The sequence below is a fragment of the Paraburkholderia sp. GAS42 genome (assembly GCF_050436565.1).
Taxonomy (GTDB): domain Bacteria; phylum Pseudomonadota; class Gammaproteobacteria; order Burkholderiales; family Burkholderiaceae; genus Paraburkholderia.
The window spans coordinates 80,427-92,873 of the sequence record NZ_JBNDML010000027.1; the positions used below are offsets into that span (position 1 = coordinate 80,427).

The 12,447-nt window shown below is 59.4% G+C and carries 10 protein-coding genes, 1 tRNA gene and 1 pseudogene; 9 read left to right on the forward strand and 3 right to left on the reverse strand.

Annotated elements, in window-relative coordinates; all coding sequences use genetic code 11:
• Positions 1 to 106: 106 nt before the first annotated feature.
• From P3T16_RS30245 to P3T16_RS30260, 4 genes and pseudogenes are all read left to right on the forward strand, one after another.
• Complete coding sequence (locus P3T16_RS30245) at positions 107 to 454, forward strand: DUF4212 domain-containing protein (protein WP_429257179.1); 348 nt, start codon at positions 107 to 109, stop codon at positions 452 to 454.
• Positions 455 to 458: 4 nt separating this feature from the next.
• Positions 459 to 2,477, forward strand: coding sequence for a sodium:solute symporter family protein (locus P3T16_RS30250; protein WP_429345040.1), 2,019 nt, complete (start codon positions 459 to 461; stop codon positions 2,475 to 2,477).
• Between the two features lie 71 nt (positions 2,478 to 2,548).
• Positions 2,549 to 2,639: transfer RNA gene (locus tag P3T16_RS30255), tRNA-Ser, on the forward strand.
• Between the two features lie 1,155 nt (positions 2,640 to 3,794).
• Positions 3,795 to 3,896: pseudogene (locus P3T16_RS30260) on the forward strand (IS110 family transposase); the annotation flags it as partial.
• A gap of 417 nt (positions 3,897 to 4,313) precedes the next feature.
• On the opposite strand, the gene P3T16_RS30265 reads toward P3T16_RS30260, so the two are convergent.
• From P3T16_RS30265 to P3T16_RS30275, 3 genes are all read right to left on the reverse strand, one after another.
• Entirely contained in the window at positions 4,314 to 5,795 is a 1,482-nt protein-coding gene (locus P3T16_RS30265) for a SagB/ThcOx family dehydrogenase (RefSeq protein WP_429345041.1), read from the reverse strand.
• A gap of 318 nt (positions 5,796 to 6,113) precedes the next feature.
• Positions 6,114 to 6,368: a DUF2513 domain-containing protein gene (locus P3T16_RS30270; protein WP_429345042.1), complete on the reverse strand. Its 255-nt coding sequence runs from the start codon at positions 6,366 to 6,368 to the stop codon at positions 6,114 to 6,116.
• Positions 6,369 to 6,955: 587 nt separating this feature from the next.
• Complete coding sequence (locus P3T16_RS30275) at positions 6,956 to 7,273, reverse strand: hypothetical protein (protein WP_429345043.1); 318 nt, start codon at positions 7,271 to 7,273, stop codon at positions 6,956 to 6,958.
• 604 nt (positions 7,274 to 7,877) lie between these two features.
• Here P3T16_RS30275 and P3T16_RS30280 point away from each other — a divergent pair.
• From P3T16_RS30280 to P3T16_RS30300, 5 genes are all read left to right on the forward strand, one after another.
• On the forward strand, positions 7,878 to 8,138 hold the full coding sequence (locus P3T16_RS30280; protein ID WP_429345044.1) for a transcriptional regulator: 261 nt from the start codon (positions 7,878 to 7,880) through the stop codon (positions 8,136 to 8,138).
• A gap of 881 nt (positions 8,139 to 9,019) precedes the next feature.
• Positions 9,020 to 9,256: a hypothetical protein gene (locus P3T16_RS30285; RefSeq protein WP_097391535.1), complete on the forward strand. Its 237-nt coding sequence runs from the start codon at positions 9,020 to 9,022 to the stop codon at positions 9,254 to 9,256.
• A 283-nt stretch (positions 9,257 to 9,539) separates the two neighbouring features.
• Positions 9,540 to 9,737 carry a hypothetical protein gene (locus tag P3T16_RS30290; protein WP_429345045.1) on the forward strand — a complete coding sequence of 66 codons (198 nt, stop codon included), beginning with the start codon at positions 9,540 to 9,542 and terminating at the stop codon, positions 9,735 to 9,737.
• Between the two features lie 268 nt (positions 9,738 to 10,005).
• Positions 10,006 to 10,410, forward strand: coding sequence for a type II toxin-antitoxin system HicB family antitoxin (locus tag P3T16_RS30295; RefSeq protein ID WP_429260993.1), 405 nt, complete (start codon positions 10,006 to 10,008; stop codon positions 10,408 to 10,410).
• Positions 10,411 to 11,538: 1,128 nt separating this feature from the next.
• Positions 11,539 to 11,745, forward strand: coding sequence for a hypothetical protein (locus P3T16_RS30300; RefSeq protein ID WP_172177065.1), 207 nt, complete (start codon positions 11,539 to 11,541; stop codon positions 11,743 to 11,745).
• Positions 11,746 to 12,447: the final 702 nt, after the last annotated feature.

Below are 12,447 nucleotides of genomic sequence, written 5' to 3' on the forward strand. Positions count from 1 at the left end.
TGCCGCTGCGAGTTGAGCTGATCCACAGGCCGCATCGAACGTTGAATGAAGCCACTGCGATGACAATCCTTATTGCCTGAGCAGTGGCTTTTTGATACATAGGCGCATGGCTGCGCCAAACCACACCGCTCATCAAACAATCAATCCGCTGCCCGAACCGCCTCCGGTTTCGGAAGCGATGGCGCGCGCGCATCGGCGTTACTGGCGCTTTAACCTCTGTCTGATCGCGACGCTGATGACGATCGGCTTCGTCGTTTCGTTCGTCGTGCCACTGGCCGCGGGCCGGCTGGCCAGTGTGCGCTTCGCCGGGTTCCGGCTGCCGTTCTACATGGGCGCGCAGGGCGCGATTCTCGTGTATCTCGTGCTGATCGTCGTCTATATCGTGCTGATGCAACGCGCCGATCGCGTCTTGCAGCGCGCTTTCGAAGCGGACGCTGCTGAGCGGAACAACTGAGCCGATGAAGCTGACCCATCGACTCATTCAGTCATACGCGCTCTATACGCTGGGCTTTCTGTTTTTCATCTACGTGCTGTGGCGCATCGAGCGTGCGAAGGGTGCGGGCACGTGGATCGGCTACGTGTTCCTGTTCGTGCCGATCGCCGTCTATGCGGTGATCGGGTTGTTATCGCGCACGTCAGATCTCGTCGAGTATTACGTGGCGGGGCGGCGCGTGCCGTCTGCGTTCAACGGCATGGCGACGGCCGCCGACTGGTTGTCGGCGGCGTCGTTCATTGGCCTTGCGGGTTCGCTGTACGCAACCGGCTACGATGGCCTTGCGTACATGATGGGGTGGACGGGCGGCTACTGCCTCGTCGCGTTCCTGCTTGCGCCGTATGTGCGCAAGCTGGCCCGCTATACGATTCCCGATTTTCTCGGCACGCGCTTTTCGAGCAATGCGGTGCGCGGGCTCGCCGCGCTTGCCGCGATCCTGTGTTCGTTCGTGTATCTCGTCGCGCAGATCCAGGGCGTCGGGCTGATCGCGACGCGGTTTATCGGCGTCGATTTCGCCATCGGCATTTTCTGCGGACTGGCGGGCATTCTCGTGTGCTCGTTTCTTGGCGGCATGCGGGCGGTGACGTGGACGCAGGTCGCGCAGTACATCATCCTGATCGTCGCGATCCTGATTCCGGTGTCGATGATTGCGCATAAGGACGGCCTCGGCTGGGTGCCGCAGTTCAACTACGGCCGGTTGATGGCGCGCGTTGAAACGCTGGAGCGCCAGGTGCGTGACGCTCCGCCCGAACAGACTGTTCGCGACAACTACCGGCGGCGCGCGGCCGCGATGCAGACGCGGCTCGAAGCGTTGCCGCAATCGTTCGTCGACGAGAAGAACCGGCTCACGCAGGAAATCGCCGATCTGCGCCGGCACAACGGTCCACTTCGCGACATCAACGAACGCGAGCGGGCGCTTGCGGCGTTTCCGCGCGACGCAGCGGCGGCGCATATCGTGTGGACGCAACAGCGCGACGAGATGCTGGTGCGCGCGTCGGCGCCGGTCCCGATGCACGACGCGTTTCCGGCTGCAAGCGAAGAGGAGCGAAGCATTCATCGACGCAATTTTCTGTCGCTGCTGCTGTGTCTTTCGCTGGGTACCGCGAGCCTGCCGCACATCCTGACGCGCTACAACACGACGACATCGGTGGCGTCGGCGCGCAGGTCGGTCGGCTGGACACTGTTTTTTGTCGCGCTGTTTTACCTGACCGTGCCGGTGCTCGCGGTGCTGATCAAGTACGAGATTCTTTCGAGTCTGGTCGGACACCGTTTCGCCGATCTGCCGCAGTGGGTGATGCAATGGCGGCGGATCGAGCCGTATCTGATCGGGATTTCGGATATGAACGGAGACGGCATCGTGCGCTGGAGCGAGATCCAGATGCAGCCAGATATGGTTGTGCTGGCCGCGCCGGAGATCGCGGGGTTGCCGTATGTGATGTCCGGGCTGATTGCGGCGGGCGCGCTGGCGGCGGCGCTTTCCACCGCCGATGGCCTGCTGCTGACGATCGCCAACGCGTTATCGCACGACGTCTACTATCACATGGTCGATCCGTCGGCATCGAGCCAGCGACGGGTGACCATTTCGAAGATCCTGTTGCTGGGCGTCGCGCTGTTTGCTTCGTATGTCGCTTCGCTGAATACGGGGAATATCCTGTTTCTGGTGGGCGCCGCGTTTTCGCTGGCGGCGTCGAGCCTCTTTCCGGTGCTGGTACTGGGCGTGTTCTGGAAGCGCACGACGCGCCTCGGCGCCGTGGCGGGGATGCTGGCGGGGCTCGTCGTCTGCATCTACTACATCGTCTCGACGTACCCGTTTTTCACGCAGCTCACGGGCTTCACGGGTGCGCGCTGGTTTGGCATCGAGCCGATCAGTTCGGGTGTGTTCGGCGTGCCGGCGGGGTTCCTGGTGGCGATCGGCGTGAGTCTGGTGGATCGCAGGCCGGATGCGTATACGCGGGCACTGGTGGACTATATCCGGCATCCGTAGGGCGCCGATCCGGCTGCCGCGCAAGAGGGCATGGCGAACGCCCCAGAGTTTGCTATAATGCGCGTCCCGCCGGAGAGATGGATGAGCGGTTTAAGTCGCACGCCTGGAAAGCGTGTATAGGTTAATAACCTATCCGGGGTTCGAATCCCCGTCTCTCCGCCAGGACATCAATGGACACAGGCCTCTCAGGCCTGTTTTCGTTTCTACCCGCCAAAGAACCCGCCAACCCGTTTCCTATTGCGTTCGCGGACGGCACCGAAGGCTACCCGCGCGAATCTAAAGATATGACGAATATCTGCCGATACACATGAACCATCCCAAAATGAGAGGTTTATGTGAAGTTGGCTTCAATGGCTTTTGCCGCAGCCATGGCGACATTGGCAGCAGTCCCAGCGTTCGGCAGCACGGATTTCGCCGGGCCGTACTGTGACAGCGGGTGCAGACGAATTGACAGTATCAGCGGTTCAGGCGACCAAATCTACGCAGGGAGTGTGGTCAAGACATACCGCGTCTGCCACGCTGATCCCTTCGCTCTTTCGGTCGTTGTCGATGGCGTAAAATGGAACATTCCAGACGGCAGTCCGGAGCACCGCAACTGCCTCGACGTGACCGGAACGTCCATCGGTGTGTACGGTAACGCTGCGTGGGTGGGGCCTGTCGGTCCATAACGCACATCCACTTCTGTTGCTTGCGAAGCCCGCCGCGAGCGGGCTATTTCACTGCCTTCGCTACTTACCCAGCATCAAAGCCTACCTTGGGTGCGAGCATCCGTGAGCACTTGCTAGCACTTTGATAGCAGATGCTTGAAGCATCCTACAAGCATTCCTTGAAGCATCCTCGTTGCATCGCGTTGCGATGCGTTGCCGTGCGTCCCCGGTGAGCAACTACTTCCCCCTCGATTTCCGATGCCGGCGTGACTAGGATAGCTAGCATCAAACGGGGGAAGCCATGAACAGCTACAAAAATCTGCAAGCTTTAGTGAAGAAGTCGCACGATCGCCGTGGCTCAAAGTGCTCGACAAAGCTGCCAGGGTCGGCGCTCAGGTTTAGCAGCAGAGCGCTCAACTGATGCGAAGCGCGCAGGATCCGTTTGTCCACTTTGGGTGGATTCCGTCTGTTGGGAAGCTTTCCAGTGGGCGATGTCCAAGCGATATGACGCCAACCGTCATCCAGGCGAACGCGATCAGCAGGGTTGGAAGCGACAGGAGGCAGGCCACAGCGAACAGGGCAAGCGGCAAACAGATCTCGAGTGTCGAACGCGTTCTCACGCCCTGTTCTCCCAGTCGGAATCGAGCCGACTTTCAGCTTACTCCCGAGGGACGTTCGCCATATATGGACTGCCGTTCAGCAACCTGGAATGCGCACCGTTGCAGCTAAGACAGAAGATCAGCAGGCAATGCTGAGCTTGCACCGAATGCGCTCGCACCAGTCGGAGCATACGCCGGACAAGTCGTCTGACCGTGGGCGCCAGGAAGGGCAATGCCGGCGACGCACATCGAGGTAAGCAAGATTGACTGGACCGTAACTGACCTGAGTGTTGGACTATCGGGAGGCCGAAAGGCCGAAAGGCTATGCCACCTAGATCTGGGGCGCTCCAGCCAAAGCGACCAACCCAACGTCGATCAGCGCGGTCTCATTCCGCACTGAAAGCGGCCGTCCACTGACTTAACTTTTGCGGCGCTTGTGGGGTCGAACTGGGACGATCGATTGATTCTCACGCCAATACGTTTGGTTCGCCGCGCATTGATAAGGAAAATGAGGACTACGTGCGACGTTCGGTCGACGGGCGATCCTTGCGAATACCACCTCGCCAGGATGGAGACGTGGTGCTTTCGCTTCACGGCTGAACCTCGTACGGCGGAAATGCTGACAGGCGCGGATCGTCCACCGCGCCACCGACGGTGAAGTGATACACGCTTTGCCAAGCGTGATCCTCCACGCCGAGCAGTGCGTGCATTTCATCATCGAAAAAGCAGCCAATCCCTGTCGCGCGCACGCCGGCGGCTTCGGCTTCGAGATAGAGCGCCTGGCCAAGAATGCCGCATTCCCAGAACAGATGGCGATATCGCCATGGCTGCTTCAACGCGATTCCGAATCCCGCGATCATCCCCAGCGCAAAGCAGGAATCGGCGCCGATATCCTGGTGGCAGCAGATCAACTTTGCCGTGGCGCGCAAATCGTAAGGCAGCAGAAGATAGAGCGGCAGATGATCGGGGCCGGTCTTTTGCCACAGCCATTCTGGACGTAGAGACCGCTTGAGATCCGCCAGCGCGCCCGGATTTCTCACGAACATATACAGGCCCGGCTCCAGTTCACCCACGCGGTGCACCATTAGCGCTGCATGCACTGCTGCAGGAGACACCAGCGCATTCCACGGCGGCGTGTCATGACGTGGCAACAGGCACGCCAGCATGCTGAAAAACGCCGCCTTGGCGATGCACGTCGTACCGTCGAAATTCACCGCGCTGCGACGCTGCCGCGCGATCCGGGCAAAGCTGAGATCAAGGGCGGGCGCCGCGGGCGACGGATGCAGCTCCAGATCCGGCGAGGGCGGTTCGCGAGTACGGGCCTTATGCGTGGCGCGATGGATCGAATCGATATCCGGCCACTTCACATGTCCCGGACTCAGCTGATTCGCGCGTCCGTGCCACTGTGCGCTATCCAAGGCGATCAGCATGCGCTCAAGATCAGGCCGCAATTCAGGGTTGCCGATCCAGAGCAAGGCATCCGGCGCCTCTGCTTCTGCCTCCCCGAAATCTTCTCCGCGGTTCAATCCAAGCAGGTTGGCCACTGCGTCGTCCGCAGCCGCCTCCGCCAGCCGCGTCTGCCAGCCAAGCGCTGTCGCTGCGTAACTCACCGCGGCGATGACATGGCCGCAATCGTGCTGGCAGTAGCGCCAGGCGCGCATGCCGTATTTCCACGCCTCGCGCCAGGGGATCGAGCTTATGCCGACCAGGACGCCACTTTGCGGGAACGCCTCGCTCCATCGTTCGTCATCCACTGCAGCGCGACATTCAAGGGAATGGTCCCGGCTCAGGTAATGGTAGACCCCACCGGACAAGCCGGGCAGAGTCGGACACAGAAGATAGCCCTCGGTCGGATGCAGATTTCCGCTCGAAGGGTTGCAGCGCAGTGCCCACCGCTGGGTGCCGTAGGATTTCCACGCCGACAGGCCGAGCGAAAGTTCGAACAGGATTGCCAGACTGGAAAGATCGAATCTGCGCGCGGGCGGCAAAGCGCCGCAGCGCAGTTCGTTGTAGCGTGTGGTCAGGCTATCCGCGGCTAACGGCAGACCAATGCGCGGTGCGCCGTGAAACACCCGGAACGGATCCGGTTGGGTTGCCCAGTCAAGTTTCCCGGGGCCAGGGGCGTAGCCGCTGATGCGATGCTTGCTGCGCTCGTGATATTCAAGCAGCGCATGCTTTAACCGGTCCATGTTCCCCTCAGATCAGGGATATCCGCACATGCGGCTGCACAAAACCGGCTGGCTGGACGTTGGGGCGCGGTCGTCATCAAGTCGTGGAATCGAACGCGCTTCGGCAAACTGCTATTGCGTTCGGCGCCTCCTGTGCGATGCCCCGGCAATCGGGTTGTCTTCACGAAAGCCGGGGGATGTTTCCAGCGCTTAGGTGACCCTTCAGGTGTCTTCGAAGGTATTCGGGACCGCCGACTTCAAAAACTCGTGGCCATCCCAGGTTAGCCGCCAGTCGCTCCCCATCGAGCGGACGAGATTTGCGTCGGCCAGCAGGTTCAACTGATACCCCACACCCCTGTTCGAAACATCGAACGCATCCTTGAGCGCGCTTTCAATCTCAAATTCGCTGAGGTGCGCGGATTTGTTTTCCTCGAGAGTCTTCAGTATTGCGAATGCCAGATTCATATCGCGTTTCACGATCCCCTCCTGTCACAGATAGGACATACCTCGAAACGGCGCCACGGATACAACGTCAGCGCAATCATACCGGGTGTGGCTTGCTGCACGGCTCTTTGCGCTTTCGCACAGTTCCACGAAAAGGGGGCACGACGCGAGCCGCGCAGGTCCACGATCGACGTTCATTAGATGGAAAGCCGCCGGATGTTCCATCTAACTGAGAAGTTGTGGCCGACCAGGCATAATCCCGTGCGGTCGTCCGGCATCGTGTGCCTGATTGCTTTTTCCGTGCTCGTCGCGAGTGGCTTCGCGCAGTGACTGCGACAGATCCCCGGCTGGCTTCTGCGCCGGCCTTGAAACCGGCTTTGTGCCCGACACGGATAAGGGTACATCGATAGAGCGTGTTTCATTGTCTTCCGAAAGGAGTCTCCGGGACGCAGGCATCGAAGTACACGGCGAGCCCCCTCTTCTCGCCGGTGGGGGTGGGCTGATTGCAGAGCTGACCGGCGGCGCCGCAATCAATGTGATTCCGGGTTCCCAACAGGCTCACGCCACGGTCCGAACGCGCAGGGTGAATTTCAACACCAGTCGCGAGCGCCGCCTGGGATTCAACGCTTGGGTCCCCTCATACCCTCGGTTTCCATCGCAGCATTCCGCTCTTCGCAGGCTTCAATGGGTTCCATGGTCTCGTCGATAGAAGCTGTCGCGCGTTCTGTGGCCGCCTTCGTTTCGTCGACGGTGGAGCCGAGTCCTCCGTCGTCGTCGTTCGGGGGCTGCAGCATGTCTCGAAGCATGGCCTGCAACTCCGGCGTGTCCCACGGCGCGCCATGCTGCTCTTTCTTCTTTATGTAGTGCCTGACTTCTGCGTCCTGCTCCGGCGTCAGTGGAAGACCGCGAAATGTGCTTTGGGGGGTAGCGTCGGTCATGGTATTGCTCCGGAATTTATCCCATTTTGAGTGTAGCCCCGTTGTGGCCAACGAGCCTCAACTATCGGTCTGCGCATGGACTGATCCGTCCATTCGCATCGGCTCGTCCAGCGAGCGGACGTTGCTGCCGGTACAGATACGAGCCCGGGCGCTTTGCGCAATTGCTGCTGATAGCGGCACCGTGCAAACAGGCCCCGGGCGGGACAACCTCACGCGATGACATGGTTCAGCGTAGCGGCGTTACGCAGAAGGGACATACCTCGAGCGTGGCTTTGCGTCTTTTGCGGTACCGACAGGCGGTTTCGACCACTCATGGCGATGCGCACACCGATGCAAATTGCGACGGGTCATGAAGGATGCCGGGAACTATGACAAAACTGTCCGGACAGTTTTCCATCGAGCACGTGCACAAACGCTGTACGCTGGTGATTCCCGACTGCGACTGGATCGGATCCAGATGAGCGCATGGCATTCGACTTTCACAACCTCAGCCGCAGCCATGACGCACTCGGGCACTACGTAACGTTCTGGGGTTTTCTGCGGTTATGACAACGCCGTGAAGGGGACCACGAATATCGCTGTCGGACAGACGGGAGGGCGGAAGATGCGACTGATCGAAGCGGATGACCGTCAGGCTTTCCTGGCGACCTTGCAGCGCAAGGGACTGGCAGAAGGTGAATTCGAACTGCTGGAAACGGATACGACTGACCCCAAGGGCGACGAGAACGTCGGCCTGCAGGGCTATGTCACCGTAACCAGACTATCAACACACATTGCGAGGGAATACCCCATCGGATTCGAAACCGGTTGGGTGCAGCATTTCAGACAGGATCTCGAAGCTGGCGTCTTCGATAAGGCGGAATGAGATCCCGCATCTTATTGGGCTGCAGGTAAGAGTTGACCGGCCACCCGGTGCGGGTACCAGCCTGGTAGCAAGCATACTCACGCCCTGCGCGTGCATCCGGAAGAACAACTCCTTCGGGCGCGTCGCCAATGTCGCCCCCACGGCTTCGCAGGCGGTTGCGAAGCCTCACTACGGTTGACGGCGGGCGATAGGCGGCAGGCGTGTGCCGACCCAAAGCTGGAACTGACGAGACCAAAATGGACATTCGCGCGCCAACTCACGAACGCACGGTGCGCCAGGTGGCAACACTTACGCCTCGGGGGAACAGGTCGCCCGCAACAAAGGATCAGTACCTCGACGCAATTTCACGGTACGCATGCGTTTTTTGCCCGAAGTCAGCCACTCGGGATCGAAGCCCGATTTCATCCCTCGCCGCGACGAACTCAATTCGCCAGATGATCGCGGCAGACGGCTGCGGTTCAAGCTCAGTACGCGCGAGTTGCATTGGCACGCGCCCAGCACATTTGCCCTTTTGAAAGCACAGTTGTCTCGCAGCCGCCGAGAATGACTGTCACCATGGCGCCGCTGAGAAGAATCGGACGCTCTTTCCCGCAGGATTCTCCAACGTATCTCTGTCGGTAGGTGATCATGGGACTCGCGAATATGGGGAAGCCACGGGCGGTAGGTCAGACTGCCGGGCAAGCGGGCGGCTATGTTTGGGTGATTACGCTCCTGAACCTTACCTCCTGCGAACTCGTGAGATCAATTGCTTCTGTGGAGAATTTCGCGACAGAGTCCGCAGCAAAAGATGCGGGCGACGCGCGCGTGAGGCGACGGCCGAAGAAAAGTTGGCCCACCATTGATTTGCCCGTCTTGCGGCGGTGCGGGAACCGGAGGTCTTCATGCAGCGAACGGTCGAGTATCGCGGATTCGAAATTTACGTTGATTTGCTGTCCACATCGAAGGACATGTTCGACGTCTGGTTTCGTATTGAGGGACCCGTCAAGCCTCCCGGCGTAGCAGCGCTCGGCGAGCGCATCAAGATCCGGGGCGGACCGTTTTCCCGTCGCTGGGCCTACTTTGTTGCGGAGATCGCCGGCCAGGCCGCTATCGACGTAATCCTTGGCCCCGCTGAGTAGACGCAAAATCAGGGCGCGTCGTACCTCGCATGAGGGCCTGACACGCTCCGCGTGTCCTGCCTTTCGTCGCGTGCCACGACTCCTCGAAAGCCACAATGGAGGCGATCATGGCTGGCATCCTGGAAGGCGTAAAGCTGCACAATTGCGGTCAGGCCGTTCCGTTCGGCTTGACGTCCATCCGGTCGTCTGCGCGGTGCCCTGTAGCGTGCTGCTTGTTGTGGCGGGGTACGCGCCGCAGCCGCCAGCGCCTATCCTGCCAGTTGTCTACACCAAGGCCGTCGAGGTGAAGACATACATTCTTGTGCCGTGTATCGACAGGATACCGACCGTGCCGGTGTCCCTGGACGGTGCAGATCTGCTGGTCGAACCGAACGGCGTGGCCGTTGACCGGCCATGGTGGGTTCACATTCAGCGTTGGAACTGGGAGAACGAGTTGATGGCGCTGCTGTCGGCCCGTGTCGCTCGCCCCGTACATCGGTAGAAAGCAGCCCATCCGAATGGATGGGCTGCCTGGAGATCCAGTAAGAACACAGGGCGCCATCTGAACAGATCACCCTGTGCATATGCGGTTTCTGGCTTTGCTTGATGAAGCGTCGGCATGACACGAGAAAGTCATTGCGTATTCGTACATGAAGCGTCTAATGAAGCATGCGTGCAGCCTTCATTGGCTGTCGCTCATACAAAAAACACCCCCAGCATAGCGTTGCGCAGTGAGCGTCAGTCGGCGCTCCGCTCGCAAGGAGCAGGTCATGCAATATCCGCTGTATGTCCACCGGGATAGCAATACTGGCTTTCGCGCCAGTTTCCCCGACTTTCCGAACGCCGATGCGAGTGGCGATTCGTTTGACGAACTGACGCGCAATGCTCAGGCGGTAGTGGAGTTGATGTATGACCACAGCGAGCAGCTCATACCCGCACCCACCTGCAATACATCGGAATTGCATGCGCTCGACATGGATGACGGCGAAGGAATCTGGATGTTTGTCGATATCAACCTCGCGCGGGTTACCTCGAAAGCCGTGGGCCTTCAACTCAGCCTGCTTGAGAGCCTGCTTCAGCAAGTCGATGCAGCAGCAAAAGAACGTCACATGACACGCTCCGCGTTCATCACACTGGCTGCCGTGCATGAACTGGAGAATCGACAAGGCGAGTAATCGTCCTGCTGGCCGGCCTCCTGGCGGGCTTTCGCCGATGCATGACACCCGTCACGCTGCGACGGGCGTTACAACTTGAATCCGAACTTGCGATGTTGCGCCTCGTCTCAACTATGAAGGCGGCGGCAATAGCCGATTGGCGAACCGGTAGGTCTCACAGTGGGAGAGCAGCATGATAGATGACCAGGTGAATGCGGAAGAACTAGCAGAAAGCAAGAAACAGAGAGAAGCAGCAGCGACCGCGACCGATGATTGTATGCCGGTCGTCCCGGAAAGTAAGGCCAGAGATGTTGAGGTGATTCAGTACAGGACACCGAAACAATGGGTGAAACACACGAGGAAGTGGGCAGGAGCGGGAGGTTCCCCCATGCAATCGGGATGGTCGGTGATGGTTGGGCGGAAGCCTGATCTGCCTTGACGTGGCGGAATTGGCGAGACCGGCGAAGCTCCGGATTTTTGATTTCCGGGACGCAGAACGCTTTTGATTGGAAATCCGTGATCGGGCGTCGCACCTTGACTACAGGCCGCGGCTGCGAGACAAGAAGCGTACGAAACAAGGATCGGTGAATGACAATCGCCGCTTTTATTTATCCGGTCACCTAAGATATAAGCATGGTTCTGACCTCAAAGGAGGCTGCCATGAGCCAGTCAATGGTCAGTTTTGTAGTGGGGATCGTGGTGCTGCTATGCGTCGCAATATTCGTAGCAACACGGTACAGGCGAGAACACAAGGACGAACCGGTTGCCCGTTGGCTAGACACGCATCCGATTCGCGACTGGATGCGCCATAAGCACTGAACGACACAAAATATGATTTTTTGAAGCGCTGGAGTACGCGAGTGCTAATTCTCTACCGCGTAGTCTGTCGCCCGGTGTAAATCGAGAACAAACTGAAAAGGATGATATGACATACGCAATGTGGGGCATCCTGATCGGGATGGTGCTGATGTCCGGCGCGTCGCTGCAGCGGTATAGGCACAGCCGCCAGCGGAAGCGGGAGATCCAGTGGCTGGATGAACGCCATGTATTGGACAGGCTACGCAAGCAATTCGGATTGTAGCCCCGGAAATGACGCGCGCTCGGCAGATTGCAACGTTGCAAAGACTGTTTCCTGGAGGAGTTAACGAAATGACCTTGAATTACGCAGGCAGGTCGCACGATGAAGCCGTGGCAGCTCAGCACAAGCAGAAACAAAAGGCACAGGAACAAGCGGGCGGCGAGATGGCGATAGAAGGGACGGAGGCCGACGCGGAGCATAGCTGCGGCGAACTCTCCGAGCGGGGCAAGCAGGTATGGCGAAGTGGAAGCGGGATCAACGGCGGGGGGAAGGAGTGATGTGGCCTTGTCGATCCGGAGCGATGCGGGCGGAGTAATGCATTTCGCGCCACATCGCTCATGAATCGGGACGCTGGCAGCGAGCGGCCCCGATCAGTAACCCCAGACACCCCATGTGCCTATGTGGCGGTCTTGATGGGTGTCGGCGTGGCCCTGCCGCATCGCGCCCTGCAATCGCACAGGTGACCGTCCGCTTTACGGGCGTCGAGTTCGAGCGTCCGAAACTGTGGCCGATAGCCCCGATGGGCCGGTGATGTTAAGCGTTGTTCGACGCCTGCCCTTGTCTGCCGCCGCGTGAGCACGCGACGACGTGTGCGGGCAGGCGTTGGACAACGCTTAACAGACTGGGACGATCGGTGATGCTCTGCTTATGGTGCCTAACGCTCGCAGTGCAACTCGGGATGCCAATCGGACTTTCAGTTGTAGGGGAGCCGCGCCGGTCTCCTGCGGCGTGTGAAACACGTTGCACCGCTTTACTGGTACGCACACGGTGGTACACTCATGGTGTGGTGAAATTCGCAAGTCATTGATTTTTATGCAATTGATTGGGTCGGTGATACAGTCCCCGTCTCTCCGCCAGGAACAAATTTAATCCCATGATTTCATGGGCTTAATGAGATGGTCAGCCTGACCGAAACGGTCCGATCGGCTTACGCTGATCGGGCCGTTTCCTTTTCCGGGAGGCCATCATGGCAAACGCGA